The 19132-nt window shown below is 70.9% G+C and carries 17 protein-coding genes; 6 read left to right on the top strand and 11 right to left on the bottom strand.

Going from position 1 to position 19132, the window contains the following annotated elements; all coding sequences use genetic code 11:
* Positions 1-109 precede the first annotated feature (109 nt).
* Positions 110-346, top strand: a complete 237-nt coding sequence (locus ABZ117_RS00210; RefSeq protein ID WP_356816099.1) for a zinc ribbon domain-containing protein — start codon at positions 110-112, stop codon at positions 344-346.
* Positions 347-631: 285 nt separating this feature from the next.
* Here the strand turns inward: ABZ117_RS00210 and ABZ117_RS00215 are convergent, their stop codons facing one another.
* Genes ABZ117_RS00215 through ABZ117_RS00225 form a run of 3 tightly spaced genes read right to left on the bottom strand, consistent with a single transcriptional unit; the run spans position 632 to position 5172 of the window.
* Positions 632-1516, bottom strand: coding sequence for an HAD family hydrolase (locus ABZ117_RS00215; protein WP_356816100.1), 885 nt, complete (start codon positions 1514-1516; stop codon positions 632-634).
* Positions 1516-3969, bottom strand: coding sequence for a phosphoribosyltransferase (locus tag ABZ117_RS00220; RefSeq protein ID WP_356816101.1), 2454 nt, complete (start codon positions 3967-3969; stop codon positions 1516-1518). The genes ABZ117_RS00215 and ABZ117_RS00220 overlap by 1 nt, the downstream gene beginning before the upstream one ends.
* A gap of 27 nt (positions 3970-3996) precedes the next feature.
* A complete protein-coding gene (locus ABZ117_RS00225) occupies positions 3997-5172 on the bottom strand; it encodes an HpcH/HpaI aldolase/citrate lyase family protein (RefSeq protein WP_356816102.1) in 1176 nt (391 codons plus the stop codon).
* 177 nt (positions 5173-5349) lie between these two features.
* On the opposite strand from ABZ117_RS00225, the gene ABZ117_RS00230 reads away from it, so the two are divergent.
* Positions 5350-6111, top strand: a complete 762-nt coding sequence (locus ABZ117_RS00230; protein WP_356816103.1) for a TerD family protein — start codon at positions 5350-5352, stop codon at positions 6109-6111.
* Between the two features lie 32 nt (positions 6112-6143).
* Here ABZ117_RS00230 and ABZ117_RS00235 read toward each other — a convergent pair whose 3' ends face one another.
* From ABZ117_RS00235 to ABZ117_RS00260, 6 genes are all read right to left on the bottom strand, one after another.
* A complete protein-coding gene (locus tag ABZ117_RS00235) occupies positions 6144-6878 on the bottom strand; it encodes a Tellurium resistance (RefSeq protein ID WP_356816104.1) in 735 nt (244 codons plus the stop codon).
* A gap of 97 nt (positions 6879-6975) precedes the next feature.
* Complete coding sequence (locus tag ABZ117_RS00240; protein WP_356816105.1) at positions 6976-8115, bottom strand: DUF475 domain-containing protein; 1140 nt, start codon at positions 8113-8115, stop codon at positions 6976-6978.
* 52 nt (positions 8116-8167) lie between these two features.
* A complete protein-coding gene (locus tag ABZ117_RS00245; protein WP_356816106.1) occupies positions 8168-8746 on the bottom strand; it encodes a TerD family protein in 579 nt (192 codons plus the stop codon).
* Between the two features lie 97 nt (positions 8747-8843).
* Entirely contained in the window at positions 8844-9419 is a 576-nt protein-coding gene (locus ABZ117_RS00250) for a TerD family protein (protein ID WP_356816107.1), read from the bottom strand.
* Between the two features lie 139 nt (positions 9420-9558).
* Positions 9559-10017, bottom strand: coding sequence for a peroxiredoxin (locus ABZ117_RS00255; RefSeq protein ID WP_356816108.1), 459 nt, complete (start codon positions 10015-10017; stop codon positions 9559-9561).
* A 129-nt stretch (positions 10018-10146) separates the two neighbouring features.
* Positions 10147-10584: a DUF3052 domain-containing protein gene (locus tag ABZ117_RS00260; protein ID WP_356816109.1), complete on the bottom strand. Its 438-nt coding sequence runs from the start codon at positions 10582-10584 to the stop codon at positions 10147-10149.
* A gap of 381 nt (positions 10585-10965) precedes the next feature.
* Here ABZ117_RS00260 and aceE point away from each other — a divergent pair, with 381 nt between their 5' ends.
* Positions 10966-13713 (top strand): pyruvate dehydrogenase (acetyl-transferring), homodimeric type, encoded by a 2748-nt coding sequence (gene aceE / locus ABZ117_RS00265; RefSeq protein ID WP_356816110.1) that lies wholly within the window; start codon positions 10966-10968, stop codon positions 13711-13713.
* A 77-nt stretch (positions 13714-13790) separates the two neighbouring features.
* The gene (locus ABZ117_RS00270) at positions 13791-14531 is read left to right on the top strand and encodes an ion channel (protein WP_356816111.1); all 741 of its coding nucleotides are present in this window, start codon (positions 13791-13793) and stop codon (positions 14529-14531) included.
* A gap of 303 nt (positions 14532-14834) precedes the next feature.
* Here ABZ117_RS00270 and ABZ117_RS00275 read toward each other — a convergent pair whose 3' ends face one another.
* Together ABZ117_RS00275 and ABZ117_RS00280 are read right to left on the bottom strand one after the other, a co-directional pair.
* A complete protein-coding gene (locus tag ABZ117_RS00275; RefSeq protein ID WP_356816112.1) occupies positions 14835-15143 on the bottom strand; it encodes a small hydrophobic protein in 309 nt (102 codons plus the stop codon).
* A gap of 237 nt (positions 15144-15380) precedes the next feature.
* Positions 15381-16997: an MFS transporter gene (locus tag ABZ117_RS00280; RefSeq protein WP_356816113.1), complete on the bottom strand. Its 1617-nt coding sequence runs from the start codon at positions 16995-16997 to the stop codon at positions 15381-15383.
* A 113-nt stretch (positions 16998-17110) separates the two neighbouring features.
* On the opposite strand from ABZ117_RS00280, the gene ABZ117_RS00285 reads away from it, so the two are divergent.
* Together ABZ117_RS00285 and ABZ117_RS00290 are read left to right on the top strand one after the other, a co-directional pair.
* Complete coding sequence (locus ABZ117_RS00285; RefSeq protein ID WP_356816114.1) at positions 17111-17737, top strand: TetR family transcriptional regulator; 627 nt, start codon at positions 17111-17113, stop codon at positions 17735-17737.
* Positions 17738-17883: 146 nt separating this feature from the next.
* Entirely contained in the window at positions 17884-19101 is a 1218-nt protein-coding gene (locus ABZ117_RS00290; RefSeq protein ID WP_356816115.1) for an alpha/beta hydrolase, read from the top strand.
* Positions 19102-19132: the final 31 nt, after the last annotated feature.

Consider the following 19132-nt stretch of genomic DNA (forward strand, 5'->3'; position numbering starts at 1 on the left):
CAAATTATCAGTAACGTTTTCGAATGCCCCGCACATATGCCGGATAGTAAGCAACACTCATAGAACATTGAGATGCCCCCCAGGGTCGCTCGACGACTAACCTGGGCCCATGCCTCGCTACGAGTACCGCTGCCGGACCTGCGGCAACACGTTCGAACTGAACCGCCCGATGGCGGAGTCCGCCACCCCCGCGAGCTGCCCCGCGGGCCACGACGACACGGTCAAACTGCTGTCGACGGTGGCCGTGGCCGGCGTCTCCCGCACCTCCACCCCGACCCCGGCACCCCGGGCCGGCGGAGGCGGGGGCGGTGGCGGTGGGTGTTGCGGCGGAGGGTGCTGCGGCTGAGCGGGGGCGGTTGCCCACGGGTGTTGGCCAACGGTTGTTGGCCTACAAACGTAGGCCAACAACCGTTGGCCTACGTCCGTGGGCCAACACCGATGGCCAACGCCGATGGGCCAGCCCCGATGGGCCAACGTCGGTAGGCCAACACCCGTCGGTGTAGGTCGACATCCGTGAGCCCACGGCTGTGGCCCGTCTCCCGGGCACCTACGCCTGTGGGCCAACACCCGTTGGCCCACGCCTGTGGGCACACAACCGTGGGCCTACGGCTGTGGGCACACAACCGTGGGCCTACGGCTGTGGGCCAACGTCCGTTGCCCCGAGTCCAGCCCGCGCCGCACCCGCCGCACCCGCCGCACCCGCCGCCCCCGCCGCCCGCGCCGCCTCCAGGAACTCCCGCAGGATCCGCTCCCCCGCCAGCACCCCCCGCTCGGGCAGCGCGCTGATGTGCGGCGCGTTCCACGCGGTGTCGGCCAGCTCGCCGTGGCCGGGGCGCCAGCCGCGGTCGGCGGCCAGCAGCAGGTCGGCGTCGAGCAGCGAGTCCCCCGCCGCCAGCGTCAGCTCCGCGCCGGTGCGGCGGGCGACCTCGCGGACGGCCGCGCTCTTGGTGAGCGGCTTCGGCACGGCGTAGATCTTGCGGCCCTGGAGCGAGACCGTCCAGCCCCGGTCCTCCGCCCACACCGCCAGCTCCTTCACCCACTCCTCGGGCAGCAGCTCGCGCTCGACCACGAGGTAGGCGAACAGGTCCTCGGCGATCCGCTGCCGGCGCACCCAGACCGGGTCGGCGGACCTCAGCAGGTGCTCGCGGATCTCCTCCAGCGGCGCGCACTCGTCGGCGAGCCGCGCCTGCACGCCGGTGTGCCAGCCGGCGTCGGTGACCCCGTCGACCAGGAGGTGGCCGCCGTTGGCGCAGATCGCGTACTTCGGCGGCGGTCCGGGCAGGTTGATGCGCTGGTACTGCTTGCGCGTCCGGGTCGTCGTCGGCACGAAGACGGCCGCGTCACCGAGGTCGGTCAGCAGCCGGGCCGCGGTCTCCGTCAGGTAGGACAGCGGCCGTGCCTCGTGCACCTCCACGCACAGCAGCCGGGGCGCCCGTGCGTCCGGCATGGTCAGCGCGAGGGCCGCGGCGGAGTAGATCAGCGTACGGTCGAGGTCGCTCGCCACCAGCACCGGCATCACGCGGTCACCGCCCGGCCGTCGGCGCCCGTGGCACCGCGCGTGTACTGGGGGTGGATCAGCCCGACGCAGGTGTACGGCAGGCCGTCGACCTCCTCGACCGGCACCCCGCGCTGCCCGGCGAGCAGCCGGACGTGGTCCAGGTCGGTGCCGGCGCCGGCGCGCGCGAGGATCTTCCACGGCACCCGGCGCAGCAGCACCCGGGTGGTCTCGCCGACGCCGGGCTTGACGAGGTTCACGTCGTGGATGCCGTACTCCTCGCTGATGCGCTCCACGGCCCGCCAGCCCGCCCAGGTGGGCGAGCGGTCCTCGGCCATCAGTTCCCCGGCCGCCGCGCCGACGGAGCCGGCGACCTCCGGGAAGCGGGCGGAGACGGCGTCGAGGAAGGCCCCGGAGAGGTCGGAGCCGGCGAGTTCGCGGTAGAACTTGGCGCCGTGGAAGTCGTCCGGGCCGACCAGGTCCGCGCGCAGGACGGTGCGGGAGATGAGGCCGGACACCGTGGAGTTGAGGCAGGCGGAGGGGATGAGGAAGTCCTCGCGGGTGCCGTAGGTGCGGACGCACGAGCCGGGATCGGCGAGGACGGCGATCTCCGGGTCGAAGCCCGTGATGCCTTCCTTCGCCTCGAACTCCTCCACCGCCTGGGCGAGTTCGCGGGTGATGGCGCCCTTGCCGGTCCAGCCGTCCACGAAGACGACGTCCCGGGGGTCGTGGTGGGCGGCGAGCCAGCGCAATGCGTTGGCGTCGATGCCCCGGCCCCGGACGATGGAGACGGCGTAGTGCGGCACGTCGAGGCCGTGCCGGAACCGCGCCCAGCGGCGCATGAGGATGCCGACCGGAGTGCCCGCGCGGGCGAGGGAGACCAGCACCGGGCGCGGCGAGCGCTCCGCCAGGACCAGCTCCGTCACCGCGCCGGCCGCCCGGGCGATCCGTGCGGCCGAGGCGTCCAGGGCGGCGTGGAACAGCTGCTGGTACTGCTCGCTGGGCTGGTACTCCACCGGCAGCGACTCGGCGTAGTGCGCCCCGCCGCTCTGGATGGCCTCCTCGCGCTCCTCGGTCGGCGCCTCCAGGGTGACGTCGGAGAGGTCCTGGAGCAGCCAGCCGACCTCCTCGGGCGCGTACGAGGAGAAAGCGGGGCCGCGGAGGGGCTCGGGCAGCATGGCCGGCCTTTCGGGTGCGTGTGGGACGTACGAGGGGACGACCGCGAGCAGGACGTGCGGGACGTGCGCGGCGAGGCGGGCGAGGAGGCCGTCGGGCGCGTGCAGGGCGGGGGTGTCGCCGGCCGAGTCGACCACGGCGACGACGGCGTCGAAGCCGGCGCCGGCGACGTTGTAGGCGTAGCGCTCGCCGGGGCCGTCGGCCGGGTCGTCGTGGGCGGGGAAGACCAGCCGGGTGCGGATGGCGTAGCCGGGGTCGTCGACCGCGAGCACGGGCGAGCGGGTGGTGGTGGAGAACCGTACGTCGGCCGGCAGGAGCCGTTCCAGCTCGCGGGCGAGCCGCAGCGGGGCGTACATCAGCTCCTCGGAGCCGAGTACGAGGACGCGGCGGGCGCCGGCGGGGAGGGCCGCGGCGGTGCGGGCGGCCATGGCGGGCAGCGCGGCGTCGAGGCGGGCGCGGTGGGCGGGTGTGAAGCCGTGCCGGCCGCCGTCGGGCAGGCCGGGGGGCCAGCACAGGTCGACCCGGGCCGCCCGCCCCGGCCGGGGCGCCTCTTCCCGGGCGTGCGGGCAGACGTCGTCGGCGGACGTGTACCGCGCGACCAGCTCCTGGCCCTTCTCCAGCACCCCCTCCGGCAGCCGCACGGTCCCGGACGCGGCGGCGACGAGATCCACCCGCGCCCCGATCTCACCGGCGAACCGTTCCATCCGTGCGGTGTCCTCGGGCGCGCGCATGTCCACCAGCGCGACGACGACATAGCGCTGCCGCGGATACCGTCCGTGCAGGTCACGGATGGTGTTCAGGACCGTGTTCCCGGTGGAGAACTCGTCGTCGACCAGAACCAGCGGCCCGTCGCCGGACAGCAGCCCGGGGTCCTCGGGAAGCAGCAGATGGGACGTGGCGTGGGAGTGCGACTCCTCGAAGCCGCCGGCCCGGGTGACGCCGGCCACCGGCCGGCGGGTGGAGTGCAGGTACGGCGCCGTCCCGAGGCCGTCGGCCACCGCGTGGCCCAGCCCGGTCGCGGTCTCCGCGTAGCCGAGGACGACGGCGGTGGCCGTCTGCGTCCCGAGCAGCTCCGCGACCCGGCGGCCCAGCCGGAACCCGTGGCCGTGGACCACGGACGGCGTCTGGGGGACGTGCTTGCCGAGGACGTTGGAGACCAGCAGGTGGGCCCGCTTGGGGTTGCGGCGCAGGGCGAGCCCGAGGAGGGCCGGCAGCTCGTCGTCGCCCGTGAGTCCGACCCCGAGCCGCTCGGCGACCCAGCTGCCGGACCAGACCCCGTCGTTCACTGCGTTGTTCATGCGTTCCTTGGAAAGAGGTGGGCAGGGTCAGCCGGGTATGCCGGCGGCGAGCAGCTCCACGAAGCCGACGTCCTCGTTGGCGACGCCGAACACCTCGGCGCGCAGCAGGGTCCGCTCGGCCCAGGCGCGGTGCGGCTTCACCTCGTTCATCTTGTTCGTGTACGCCGACCTGAGGACACCCCCGCCGCCCTGTTCCGGCCGCAGGATGTCCTGGGCGTCGCTGAACTCCTCGTGGCTGACCACGGAGAGCGCGTGCACGGGAAGGACGTGGGAGGGGTGGATGCAGGTCTTGCCGAGGAGGCCGTTGGCCTGGTCCAGGGAGATCTCGCGGAGCAGGCCGTCCATGGCGTGTTCGATGAGCTTCTCGCGCAGCGCGACGGCCTGCATCTCCAGGAACGGGCTCTGGCGGAGCTGCGGCTTGAACATGCGCTCGGAGACGCGGAAGTACTCCCAGACCGGGCCGGTGACGGTGAAGCCGGTGCCGTCGGCGCGGCCGAGCATGTTCACGACGTCGGCGATCACGGAGGCGACGATCCGGACGTCGTAGGCCGTCATGTCGGGGGCGCGGCGCAGGCCGTAGGAGGAGCAGAAGTCGGTCACGCCGAGGCGGAGGGCCAGGACCCGCTCGCGGTACTTGTCGACCGCGCGGAATATGCCCTCCAGGGCGTCCACCCGGGACTCGAGGTAGAGCAGTTCGGGGGACTCCAGGACCGGCATCGCGAAGAGCCGCCGGCCGGCGGCGGCCTCGGCGACGGTCAGGGCCTCCAGGAAGGGGATGCCGCGTTCCCCGGTGAACTTGGGCAGCACGAAACCGGACAGCAGGCGCACGGCAGGGCCGAGACGCCGTACGAGGTCGGGTATCTGCTCGGGGGTGCGCACCCGGATGAACAGCAGGGGCAGCTCCACGCCGGGCCGGGCGGCGTGGCCGGCGAGGGCGGTGAACTGACGGACGAGGTTCTCCTCGCCCGCCGGGACGTCCGCGTCGCCGATCGAGTCCTCCAGGCACAGCACCATCGAGACCACGCCGTTCCCGGCCTGTCTGACGATGTCGTCGGCCAGCCGGGGCCGGGTGGCCGGGCTGTACAGCGTGGCGCCCAGGGCCGCGGAGAGCAGCCGGGCCGGGGAGTCGGCGGTGAACGCGCACGGTTCCCGGTGGAAGAGACGCTGACGCACCTCCGGGGCGATGTGCCCGAAATGACGCATAGGACTCCCTCTGGGGTGCGAGCCGAGTCTGTGGATTCGGTAAAGGGTGGCCGGTAATAGTACGTATGGATCGGTGTCCGGAGTTCCCGGTGGGCATGAATTTCCGGTGATCCGCCCGTGTCGGCGCCACGGCCCCCCGCATTGTCGTGAGCAGGACCGAGAGGGCAGGATGACCGCATGACGCACGCGATGCTGAAGGGGTCGAACGTCCCGCTGGAGGCCACCACGGTCCGCGCGGTGCTGCGCTGGACGCCGGGACAGGAAGTGCCCGACGTGGACGCCTCGGCGCTGCTGCTGGGCCCTGACGGCCGTGTGCGCTCCGACGAGGACTTCGTCTTCTACAACCAGCCCCGGCACCCCTCCGGGGTGGTGTGGCGGCTGGGCAAGAAGCGGATCGCCGAGGGACTGACCGACACGATCCAGACAGACCTGCCAGGTGTCGAACCGAGCATCGGCCGGATCCTGCTGGTCGCCTCCGCCGACGGCGTCCCCTTCGACCGGGTGCCGGCGCTGTGCATCCTGCTGTACGACGCGGGGGCCGCCGACGGGGAGCCGCTGGCCCGGTTCGACATCAAGCCGGAGACCGGCGCGGAGACGGCGCTGATCTGCGGGGAGCTGTACCGCCGCGGGGAGGGCTGGAAGTTCCGCGCTCTGGGCGAGGGCTACTCGAACGGGCTGAGGGGGCTGGCCACCGACTTCGGGATCTCGGTGGACGAGTCGGAGGGGACGGAGGAGGAGCCGGCTCCGGCCGGGCCGGGGTCCCGGCCGCTGCCCCCGGAGTTGCCGGCGTCCGTGGTGCCGCCGCAGGCGGCCTACGGCTACCCGCAGCCGGCGCCGCAGACGCACCCCCAGCCGGTGCCGGTGCCCGTGCCGGCGACCGTGGGGCCGGACCCGTACTTCCGGCTGCCGCCGCAGGGGCCGCAGTTCATCGGGCGGTAGGGGCGGCGCCTACGGGGCCGTCCCCGGCGTGACTAGCGGTCCACCTTGGTCTTGTAGCCCCGGCCCCACTGGAGTCCCCAGCCGTACAGGCGGTCGAGTTCGCCCTGGAAGCCGTAGACGAACTTGACCTCCCGGCGGACGACGAGTTCCCCCTTGACGTTCTCGATCATGACCACGGCGCAGGAGCGGGCCTGGGGGTGGCGTTCGTCCAGGCCTATCTCGATGCGGGGGCCGTTGCTCGGGTAGAGGGTGACGATCGCGTGGGTGCGGTCGAAGGCGGGCGTCCGGTCGTAGATGTAGACGAAGACCAGCAGCCGCTTGAGCTCGTCCCGGTGGTCGAGGTTGACGTACATCGTCTCGCCGGACCCCGAGCCGAACCGGTCGTCGCCGCTGAGCTTGATGTACGGCGGCGCGTTGACGTCGCCGAGGTATCCGCCGAGGGGCTGGACGACCCCCTTGGTGCCGTCGGCCAGCTCGTACAGACAGCCCAGGTCGAGGTCGACGTCGACCATGCTCTCCCCGTGGCCGAGGATCTCCGGCGGCTTCAGTGCCCGGAAGGGGTGCCGCAGCAGGCTGGGGCGCCGGCCCCCGTCGAAGTCGGAGGTGCGCATCCGCCAGGTGAGGTTGACACGCAGGTGCCCGGTGGCCGCGTCCTGCTTGGTGAGGGACACCGCCTGATGCCGTCTGGTGAGCTCGATGGCGTTGGTCCCGTTGCCCGAGTCGAAGTCGGCGGCGCGCCCGCCCAGCAGTCCGTCGAAGAAACCCATTCCCGCCCCCAGGTACTCGCGTGCTCGTCCAGACGCCGTCGGGGGCGGCCGACCGCGTCGGCCGCCCCGCTGAGAGCGTTCCTCACCCGCCGGGCCGTCACACCCCGGACGGCACCTCCGCCTTTTCGCCGCTGCCCTCGCCGGCCGCGGCCAGCGCCCGGTTGCGGCGGACGGAGGACCAGAACGACCAGGCGATCAGGATGACACCGACGAGGCCGGTGATGACCTCGTTGATCTCGTACCGGATGGTGACCATGAGAATGACGGCCAGGGCGCCGATCGCGTAGTGGGCCCCGTGCTCCAGGTAGACGTAGTCGTCGAGGGTGCCCTGGCGGACCAGGTACACGGTCAGCGACCGGACGTACATCGCGCCGATGCCGAGGCCGAGGGCCATCAGGACGATGTCGTTGGTGATGGCGAACGCGCCGATCACACCGTCGAAGGAGAAGGACGCGTCCAGGACCTCGAGGTAGAGGAACATGAAGAACGCGGCCTGGCCGGCCAGGACGACCGCCGAGCGCTGCTTGCCGGAGCGGACGGCCTCTTCCTCCTCCTCGTGCTCGCGCTCCTCCTCTTCCTCCAGCCTGTCCTCGAAGAAGCCGGAGAGACCGCCGACGACCATGTAGGTGATCAGACCCGCGATGCCGGCGATCAGGACCGTCTGGGCCTTGTCGGCGTGGGCGCCGCCGTGCTGGTGGGCGTGGGTGGCGAAGGTGAAGGAGGTGATGAGCAGGACGACGAGGGAGATGCAGACCGACAACATGTCGACCTTGCCGAGCTTGGCCAGGGGCCGCTCGATCCAGCGCAGCCACTGGATGTCCCGGTCCTCGAAGATGAAGTCGAGGAAGATCATCAGCAGGAACATGCCACCGAAGGCGGCGATCGCCGGGTGCGCGTCGGTGACCAGCTGCTGGTAGCGGTCCTTGTCGTTGAGCGCGAGGTCGACGGCCCGCAGCGGGCCCATCTTGGCGGTGACGGCCACGATGACGACGGGGAACACCAGCCGCATGCCGAAGACCGCGATGAGCACGCCGACCGTGAGGAAGATCTTCTGCCAGAAGGCGCTCATCTTCTTCAGGATCCCGGCGTTGACCACCGCGTTGTCGAAGGAGAGCGAGATTTCCAGGACGGCGAGGATCGCCACGATGCCGAAGGCGGTCCACCCCCCGTAGAACACCGCAGCGACCAGGCCGAGCGCGGTAATCGCGAACGACCAGCCGAAGGTTTTCAGAAGCACTGGCTACCCCATCATCTGTTGGGGGAGGGTCTCCCCCGCGCCGTACGCGGCTTTACGAAACGTTGACTCCGAAGTCTAGAGCGATGCCCCGGAGTCCCGACGCGTACCCCTGTCCGACGGCACGGAACTTCCACTCGCTCTGGTACCGGTACAGCTCGCCGAAAATCATGGCCGTCTCGGTGGAGGCGTCCTCGCTGAGGTCGTAGCGGGCCAGCTCCTGGCCGTCGGCCTGGTTCACGACCCGGATGAAGGCGTTGGAGACCTGTCCGAAGGTCTGGCCGCGCTCGTCCGCCATATGGATGGAGACCGGGAAGATGATCTTCTCGCACCGGGCCGGCACCTTGCCGAGGTCCACCAGGACCGACTCGTCGTCGCCCTCGCCCTCACCGGTGAGGTTGTCCCCGGTGTGCTCCACGGAACCCTCGGGGCTCGTGAGCTGGTTGTAGAACACGAAGTACTCGTCGCCCAGCACCCGGTTGGCGCCGTCGCACAGCAGCGCGCTGGCGTCCAGGTCGAAGGGGGCGCCGGTGGTGGACCGCGCGTCCCAGCCGAGCCCGATCATGACGTTGGTGAGGTTCGGTGCGGCCTTGGAGAGGGAGACGTTGCCTCCCTTGGCGAGCGTGACGCCCATGATGCTGGTCCTCCCCTGGGTGGTGCTTGCCTGGTGGTGCTGCGCGTCCGGCGCCGCCCGTGGAACGGTGCGGCGCCGGAGCGGGAGCGGATCGGTGTCAGACGTTGACGCCGAAGTCCTGGGCGATACCGCGCAGACCCGAGGCGTAGCCCTGGCCGACGGCGCGGAACTTCCACTCCGCGCCGTTGCGGTACAGCTCGCCGAAGACCATGGCGGTCTCGGTGGAGGCGTCCTCGCTCAGGTCGTAGCGGGCGATCTCCTGCTGGTTGGCCTGGTTCACGACGCGGATGAAGGCGTTGCGGACCTGGCCGAAGGACTGCTGGCGGTTCTCGGCTTCGTAGATCGACACCGGGAAGACGATCCTCTCGATGTCGGCGGGGACGCCGGCCAGGTCGACCTTGACCTGTTCGTCGTCGCCCTCGCCCTCACCGGTGAGGTTGTCGCCGGTGTGCTCGACGGACCCGTCGGGGCTCTTGAGGTTGTTGAAGAAGACGAAGTGCTGGTCGCTCGCGACCTTGCCGGAGTTGTTCAGCAGCAGCGCGCTGGCGTCGAGGTCGAAGTCCGTGCCGGTGGTGGTGCGCACGTCCCAGCCCAGACCGACGATGACGGCGGTCAGGCCCGGGGCCTCCTTCGTCAGGGATACGTTGCCGCCCTTGCTGAGGCTGACTCCCACGGGTCCTCCAGGTGGTGTTCGGGGGCGGGGGCCCCGTCGTGCTTCGGATATGGGATCAACGTGCCGATCCTAGTGACGGGTTCCCGCCCCCCGCAGATCATGAGCCCGGGAAATCAGCGGTTCCGAGCCGCCGGACGGCTCAGAGGGCGTCGAGCGCCTTGACGTATTCGCCCAGGTCACGCGCGTCGGGCAGGCCGTTGACCACGGTCCACCGGACGATGCCCTCCTTGTCGATGATGAAGGTGCCCCGAACGGCGCAGCCCTTGTCCTCGTCGAGGACGCCGTACGCGCGCGAGACCTCGCCGTGCGGCCAGAAGTCGCTCAGCAGGGGGTATTCGAAGCCCTCCTGCTCGGCGAAGACGCGCAGGGTGTGGATGGAGTCGTTGGAGACGGCGAGCAACTGGGTGTCGCGGTCCGAGAACTTCGGCAGGTTGTCGCGCAGCTCGCACAGCTCGCCGGTGCACACGCCGGTGAAGGCGAACGGATAGAAGAGGAGGACCACGTTCTTGTCGCCGTGGAACTCCGAGAGCCGCACGGTCCGGCCGTGGTTGTCCTTCAGCTCGAAGTCGGGGGCCTTGTCTCCGACCTGGATCGCCATCGTGGTGCATCCCTTCGGTGGGCTGTCGGGGGGAGGGCACAGCAAACGCCGTGGTCCACCCTACGCAGCGATCCCCGGGGGATACGGACGGGCCGGGCGTTCCCGGCCCGTCCGGTGGTGACGAGGCGGTCACCTCTTGGACTTGGCCGCCTTGGGCGTCGCCAGGCGGCTGCCGCTCCAGTCCTTGCCGACGCTGACGCTCTTGGCCGCGGTCAGGCCGGCCGTCGTGGCGGCGTCCTGGATGTCGCTCGGCTCCACGTACCCCGAACGGCCGGTCTTCGGCGTGAGGAGCAGGATGATGCCGCCCTCTTCGATGTACGTGGTGGCATCCACCAGCGCATCCGTCAGGTCGCCGTCGTCATCACGGAACCACAGCACAACGGCGTCGGCCACGTCGTCGTAGTCCTCGTCCATGAGGTCGCCCTCGATGGCTTCCTCGATGGCCTCGCGGAGCTCCTGATCGACGTCGTCGTCGTAGCCGATCTCCTGGACCACCTGCCCGGGCTGGAACCCCAGCCTGCCGGCAGGGTTCGTCCGCTCCTCCGCGTGGTCCGCGGTCGCGCTCACGGGGTGCCTCCTGATCATGTTTTGGGAATATCTCAGCCACGCGCGTGCGCGAAGCATTGGCCGTAGTCCACACGGGCGGGGCGGATCGCGCAAGTACCCGGCCCTCGGGACCGCCGAAACGGTGACGATCCCGGCCGGGTCGCCGCAACTTCTGGCACCGTATCCCGATTCTACGTAACCCACCTCACACCGATGTGCCCCGTTTGCACCGTTCGGAATCATCCACAGACACGTCACTCGAACGACTTTGCCAAGCGCGTCACACCCCGGGCGTATCGTTGCGTTTTGACCGGTGCGGATGACGTACGCCTTCCCGAGGTACACGATGGGGAACGGCGTAGGCAGGCGCAGCAACTGGCCCTCTCACAGGTAAGGAACAGCGTGGCTTCCGGATCCGATCGTAATCCGATCATCATTGGCGGCCTTCCGAGTCAGGTTCCTGACTTCGATCCCGAAGAGACCCAGGAGTGGCTCGACTCCCTGGACGCCGCCGTCGACGAGCGCGGCCGGGAGCGGGCCCGCTATCTCATGCTCCGTCTGATCGAACGGGCGCGTGAGAAGCGCGTGGCCGTGCCCGAGATGCGCAGCACGGACTACGTCAACACCATCCCCACCAAGAGCGAGCCGTTCTTCCCCGGCAACGAGGAGATCGAGCGCCGGATCCTGAACGCGACCCGCTGGAACGCGGCCGTCATGGTGTCCCGCGCCCAGCGCCCCGGCATCGGCGTCGGCGGCCACATCGCCACGTTCGCCTCCTCCGCCTCCCTGTACGACGTCGGCTTCAACCACTTCTTCCGCGGCAAGGACGAGGGCGACGGCGGCGACCAGGTCTTCTTCCAGGGCCACGCCTCCCCCGGCATCTACGCCCGCGCCTACCTGCTCGACCGGCTCACCGAGGACCAGCTGGACGGCTTCCGCCAGGAGAAGTCGAAGCACCCGGTCGGCCTGTCCAGCTACCCCCACCCGCGCTCGATGCCGGACTTCTGGGAGTTCCCGACGGTCTCCATGGGCCTCGGCCCGCTCGGCGCGATCTACCAGGCGCGGATGAACCGCTACATGGAGGCGCGCGGTATCGCGGACACCTCCCGCTCGCACGTGTGGGCGTTCCTCGGCGACGGCGAGATGGACGAGCCGGAGTCCCTCGGCCAGCTGACCATCGCGGCGCGCGAGGGCCTGGACAACCTGACCTTCGTCGTCAACTGCAACCTCCAGCGCCTCGACGGCCCGGTGCGCGGCAACGGCAAGATCATCCAGGAGCTGGAGTCGGTCTTCCGGGGCGCCGGCTGGAACGTGATCAAGCTGATCTGGGACCGCACCTGGGACCCGCTGCTCGCGCAGGACCGGGACGGCATCCTCGTCAACAAGATGAACCGCACCCCGGACGGCCAGTTCCAGACGTACGCCACCGAGTCCGGCGCCTACATCCGCGACCACTTCTTCGGCGACGACCACCGGCTGCGGGCGATGGTCGAGAACATGACCGACGACCAGATCCTGCACCTCGGCCGCGGCGGCCACGACCACCGCAAGATCTACGCGGCGTTCAAGGCGGCCAAGGAGCACCGCGGCCAGCCGACGGTCATCCTCGCCAAGACGGTCAAGGGCTGGACGCTGGGCCCGAACTTCGAGGGCCGCAACGCCACCCACCAGATGAAGAAGCTGACGGTCGACGACCTCAAGCGCTTCCGGGACCGCCTGCACCTGCCGATCTCCGACAAGGAGCTGGAGTCCGGCCTGCCGCCGTACTACCACCCGGGCCGGGACACGGAGGAGATCCAGTACATGCACGACCGCCGCCGGTCGCTCGGCGGTTACGTGCCCACCCGCGTCGTCCGCTCCCAGCCGCTGCCGCTGCCGGACGACAAGACGTACGCGACGGTGAAGAAGGGCACGGGCCAGCAGTCCATCGCGACGACGATGGCCTTCGTGCGCCTGCTCAAGGACCTCATGCGGGACAAGGAGATCGGCAAGCGGTTCGTGCTGATCGCGCCGGACGAGTACCGCACGTTCGGCATGGACTCCTTCTTCCCGAGTGCGAAGATCTACAACCCGCTCGGCCAGCAGTACGAGGCGGTGGACCGGGAGCTGCTCCTGGCCTACAAGGAGTCGCCGACCGGCCAGATGCTGCACGACGGCATCTCCGAGGCGGGCTGCACGGCCTCGCTGATCGCGGCCGGCTCGGCGTACGCCACGCACGGCGAGCCGCTGATCCCGGTCTATGTCTTCTACTCGATGTTCGGGTTCCAGCGCACCGGTGACCAGTTCTGGCAGATGGCCGACCAGCTGGCACGCGGCTTCGTGCTGGGCGCCACCGCCGGCCGTACGACCCTGACGGGTGAGGGTCTCCAGCACGCGGACGGCCACTCCCAGCTGCTCGCCTCGACCAACCCGGCGTGCGTGGCCTACGACCCGGCGTACGCCTACGAGATCGCGCACATCGTGCAGGACGGCCTGCGCCGGATGTACGGCAGCTCGCCCGAGCACCCGCACGGCGAGGACGTCTTCTACTACCTGACCGTCTACAACGAGCCCATCCAGCACCCGGCCGAGCCCGCGGACGTGGACGTCGAGGGCATCGTGAAGGGTGTCCACCGGATCGGCGTGGGCACCGGCGGCTCGATCCCGGCGCAGATCATGGCCTCGGGCGTCGCGGTGCCGTGGGCGCTTGAGGCGCAGCGGCTCCTCGCCGAGGAGTGGGACGTCAGGGCCGACGTGTGGTCCGCGACCTCCTGGAACGAGCTGCGCCGCGAGGCCGTGGAGTGCGAGCGGCACAACCTGCTGCATCCCGAGGAGGAGCAGCGGGTGCCGTACGTGACGCGGAAGCTCGGCGCTGCGGAGGGCCCGTTCGTGGCCGTGTCCGACTGGATGCGGTCGGTTCCGGACCAGATCGCCCGGTGGGTGCCCGGCACCTACCAGTCCCTCGGCGCGGACGGCTTCGGCTTCGCCGACACCCGGGGGGCCGCGCGCCGCTTCTTCCACATCGACGCCCAGTCGATCGTGGTGGCGGTGCTGACGGAGCTGGCGCGCGAGGGGAAGGTGGACCGGTCCGTGCTGAAGCAGGCCATCGACCGGTACCAGCTGCTGGACGTCTCGGCGGCGGACCCGGGCGCGGCGGGCGGCGACGCGTGACCTGAGCGGCCCGAGAACGATCCGAGGGCGGTGGAGCCGACGCTCCACCGCCCTTACGGTTTCTTTACTATGCGTGCATGGAACAACTGTCGGCGCAGGCCCGGTGGGAGCGGCACACCCAACGGCCGCTGCTGGCGTTCGCGCTCGCGTTCGCCGTCGCCTACGCGGTACCGATCGTGGACGCGTCCGCCGGACGCTCGCTGACCGTCGCGTGCACGGTGGTGGAGTGGGTGGTCTGGGGCGCGTTCGCCGTCGACTACCTGATGCGGCTGGCCCTCGCCCCGCACCGCAGGGAGTTCGTACGGCGCCACTGGCTCGACCTGTGCGCGGTGATCCTGCCGATGCTCCAGCCCCTGCGGCTGCTGCGCCTGGTGTCCACGCTGCTGCTGGTGGGCCGGCGGGCGCGGATGGCTCCGCAGATCCGGCTGACCACGTACGTCGTGGGGGCCGTGATCGGGCTGCTGATGTTCGGCTCGCTGGCGGTGCTGTCCGTGGAACGCGAATCGCCGCACGGGAACATCCTGACGCTGGGCGATGCCGTGTGGTGGTCCTTCACGACGATGACGACCGTCGGGTACGGGGACCACGCGCCGACCACCGGGCTCGGACGGATGATCGCGGTCGGGCTGATGCTGTCCGGCATCGCGCTGCTCGGTGTCGTCACCGCGAACATCGCCGCGTGGTTCATCTCGCGGTTCGAGAAGGACGACGTGGAGGAACGGCGGCAGACGGAGGCGATCGCCTCCCTGACCGAGGAGGTACGGCTCCTGCGGGCCGAGGTGGCCCGCCTGACCGCGGAACAACACCAACACCGCTGACCCGAGGCCGGACGAGTCCGGACCGCGCTCGACCGGCGCAGGCCGGCCGCACCCCGCCAGGGGCGCGGGGAACTGCGCGACCAGCCACGACGATCCCGCAGCCGCCCACGCACCCACACCCCTACGGCGAGACACCGCCGACCACGGCAGCCGGCCGGGACCGCGCTCGACCGGCCCACGCCGACCGCGCCCCGCCAGAGGCGCGGGGAACTGCGCGACCAGCCACGACGGTCCCGCAGCCGCACCCGTAGCCCTACAACAAGGCGCCGCCGGCCGCAGGCGTCCGCGGTGACGCGTCGTCCGTCACAGCAGGCCGTGGCCCCAGGTCGCCGCGCCCGCCAGGGCGATGATGGCGAGCAGGGTGTCGATCGCGCCCAGGATCAGGGCCACCAGAGCCGGTACGTTGCGGTCGTTCGACCAGGCGCGGCCCATCGACTGCCAGCCGCAGAACATCGCGACGGGGCCGAGGACGATGCCCAGCGCGAAAAAGCCGGCGACCGCGCAGATGGTTCCGATGATCCCGAGCGTCGCACGGTCCGGCCCGGTCCGCTGCCACGTCCGGCCGCGGGACCGGGGGTACCCGCGCGTTCCTTGCCCGAAGCCCGCCATCATCAACTCCCTGAGGTTTTCTGGACAGTTCGGCTTCGGTGTGCGGGTACCCCGGTTCCGCCCCGGCAGACCCGCGCGCGCCGCCCCCTCCGGCAGCGCGCGCCGCGGCCCGGCCGTCCCCCCAGGCCCTGCGGAGGACTTGACCCACTGTGACCTGCGGCGCGCGCCGGGAGCGAGAAATCTCGAGCGGGGTCACCCTGATAGGGGAACTCCGCCGAAGGGTGGAGCGGTGAGCGGGTCTCAGATGTGGCCCACGCCCGCGCCCGCCTCCGCGTTGTCGCCCCGCTTGGTGAGCAGCGCGACCAGGACGGCGACCGCCGCCACGCCGGCCGCGACCAGGGAGGCGCGGCTCATGCCGGAGATGAAGGTGTCGTGGGCGACGGCCGTGATCTTCGCGGCGACCGGCGCCGGCATGCTCTTCGTCACCGGGGCCACACCGACCTGCACCGCCTCGGAGGCCTGGCCGAGCTGACCGGGCGTCAGCTTCGGCAGGCCGGCGCCGGCCCAGTTGCCCGGCAGGTCGCTGTCGACCTTGGAGGCCATCACGGCACCGAGCACGGCCGTACCGAGGCTGCTGCCGATCTGCATGGCCGCCTGCTGGAGACCGCCGGCCACGCCGGACAGCTCCATGGGGGCGTTGCCGACGATGACCTCGGTGGCACCGACCATGACCGGCGCGAGTCCGAGGCCGAGCAGGGCGAACCAGAGGGACATCAGCGCGCTGCCGGTGTCGACCTCGAGCGTGGACATGCCGTACAGGGCGACCGCGGTGACGGCCATGCCGCCGGCCAGCGGAATGCGCGGACCGAGCCGGGTGATCGCGGCGCCGGCCAGCGGGGAGCCGACGATCATCATGCAGGTGAGCGGCAGCAGGTGCAGGCCGGCGTCGACGGGGCTCATCCCGTGGACGTTCTGGAGGTAGAACGTCACGAAGAACAGGCCGCCCATGAACGCGATGGCCATCATCACCATCAGCACCGCGCCCGCCGAGAACGGCACGGAACGGAACAGGCGCAGCGGGATCAGGGGTTCCGCCACCCGCGTCTCCCAGAGGGCGAAGAGGGCGAACAGCAGCACCGAGACGCCGAGGAACAGCCAGGTCCGGCCCGATCCCCAGCCCCACGCCGGCGCCTTGATGAGCGCCCAGACCAGGCAGAACATCGCGCCGGACAGCAGGGCGATGCCGAGCAGGTCGAAGGAGCGGGGGGCGTTCTCGGCCCGGTGGTCGAGCAGGATCATGGTGCCGAGGAGCAGGGCGAGGGCGCCGACCGGCACGTTGATGAAGAACACCGACTGCCAGTTGACGTGCTCGACGAGGACGCCGCCGAGGATGGGGCCGCCCGCCGTGGAGGCGCCGATCACCATGCCCCACACGCCGATGGCCATGTTGAGCTTCTCGGCCGGGAAGGTGGCCCGCAGCACGCCGAGCGCGGCCGGCATCAGCAGCGCGCCGAAGAGCCCCTGGAAGACGCGGAAGGTGACGACCGCGGCGATGCTGCCGGAGAGCCCGATGGCGCCGGAGGCGAGGGCGAAGCCGCTGACCCCGATGAGGAAGGTCTGCCGGTGGCCGAAGCGGTCACCGAGCTTGCCCGCGGTGATCAGTGTGACCGCGAGAGCGAGGAAGTAGGAGTTGGTGATCCACTGCACGTCGGCGAAGGACGCGTGCAGATCGTCGCGGATGGCCGGGTTGGCGATGGCCACGATGGTGCCGTCCAGGGCCACCATCATGACCCCTACGGCAACGGTGATGAGGGTGAGCCACGGGTGGCCGCGCAGGCCCGGGGCCGGGGGCGGTCCCGACGGAGCGGGCGCCTTGTCCCCCGGTCCCGTCGAGTCGATGGCGGTCTGACTAGTCATACCCTGAGATTAGTGACAGCGTCTGACAGTTGACAAACGGAATCACAAGACGGTTACTGACATGTCGCCGCCGGATAGGCTGAACAGGCCGGACGTTCACGGAAGAGAGGCCCATGGAGACGCTGCGCGAACGCAAGAAGCGGCGTACCCGGGAGGCGCTGCTGCGGGCCGCTCTCGAACTGTTCACCACGCAGGGGTACGAGCAGACCACCGTCGACGAGATCGCCGAGGCCGTCGACGTCTCGCAGCGCACCTTCTTCCGCTACTTCGCGGGCAAGGAGGACGTGGCCTTCGCGGTCCAGCAGACGACGGAGGCGGCCTTCGTGGCGGCCGTACGGGCCCGGCCACCGCAGGAGGCGCCGATGCAGGCGCTGCGGCAGGCGTTCCTGGAGGGCTGGGACGCGATCCGCGAGACCGTCGCGTCGGCCGTCCCGGTCGAGCTGTACCTGCGCATGTACCGCACGATCGACTCCACGCCCGCGCTGCTGGCCGCCCATCTGCGCCGGTCCGCGGCGACGGAGGAGACCATCGCGCGGGTGCTGGCCGAGCGGGAGGGCGTCGACGTGGACACCGACCCCCGGCCACGGCTGGCGGTGGCCGTGTTCGGCGGGGTGATCCGGGTCTCCGAACGGCAGTGGTGCACCAGCGAGGACTTCGGCCTGGAGTCGATCCGCACGCTCACCGCGTCGTACCTCGACCAGCTGGGTTCGGCGCTCACGGGGAACTGGCGCGCCGGCTGAGAGCGTCGGCGGACCGCGGCGACCACCGGCGGAACGGCGGCCGGCCGTCGGCGTGGTGTCCGGCGCCCGCTGAAACGTGTCCGGGCACGTGATCCCTGTCACTCGGTTACCGCGAGACCCTCCCGTTCTCCTAGTGTGTCCTCCCAGTGACTTCCTTCGACACCTCCCCGAAATTCGACGTCTGGCGCGCCCTGCCGGCGCTGGCCGTGGTGTTCGTGATGCTCGCGACCACCGGCTGGACCGCCATGCGCAGCCACCGGGAGTCGACGGCACTCCAGGCCTCGCTCTCCCAGTGGGAGCACGGCAGCACCCACGGCCGCCACCTGCCGGACCCCGGGTCCGGCCCGGCGTCCCTCGGCCGCTTCTTCGCCTCGCTCACCCCGCACGAGCGCGACCGTCTCGCCCACCGCTACCCGCTGGCGGTCGGCAACATGAACGGCGCCCCCGTCCCGCTGCGCTACCGCGCCAACCGCGTCGCGCTGAAGCAGGCCCGCGCGGTGGAGCGGAAGCGGATGCACGACAGCCGGCTCAGTTCGGCCGGCCAGCAGGACGCGGGCCGCCGGATGCAGCGCTACACGTCCCTGCTGAGCCCCGGCCGGCACATCCTGGCCTTCGACCCCGAGGGCTCGGGCCGGGTCGCCGAGGTGTTCGGCGACCTCGACAGGGCGCAGCGGGTCTCGGTCGTCGTCCCCGGCGTCGACACCGACCTGCTCACCTTCCAGCGGACGTACCGCAGGTACACCGCCCCGGTCGGCATGGCCAAGGCCCTGTACACGGCCGAGCGCACGGCGAGCCCCACGACCGGTACGGCGGTGATCGCCTGGGCCGACTACACCGCCCCCGACGGGCTCGGCGTGGACGCGGCCACCGGCCTGCGCGCCGAGGAGGGCGCCGTACGGCTGAACGCGCTGCTGCGCGCGCTGCCCGGCCGGGCCCCGGTGTCGATGTTCTGCCACAGCTACGGCTCCGTCGTCTGCGGGGTCGCCGCGCACGGCATGCCCGGCCGGGTGACCGACATAGCCGTGGCCGCGAGCCCCGGCATGCGGGTCGCCGCGGCCGGCCGCCTGGGCACGACGGCCCGGGTGTGGGCCATGCGGGATGCCACCGACTGGGTGCAGGACGTGCCGTACCTGGAGCTGGGCGGCCTCGGTCACGGCGCCGACCCGGTGTCCGCGGGGTTCGGTGCGCGGGTGCTGTCGGCGCGGGACGCGCAGGGCCACAGCGGATACTTCCAGCCGGGCACGGACAGCCTGCGCAACCTCGCCGAGATCGGCGTGGGCGCGTACGACGGGGTGACGTGCGCACAGGAGAACGACGTGTGCCGGTCCGGTCTGTCCGGCACGACGACGGCCGGACGCGCGTAGAGACAGCAGGAATTGCGGTCTGCGCGGGTGG

It is taken from the genome of Streptomyces sp. NPDC006309, from assembly GCF_040613095.1.
GTDB lineage: Bacteria > Actinomycetota > Actinomycetes > Streptomycetales > Streptomycetaceae > Streptomyces.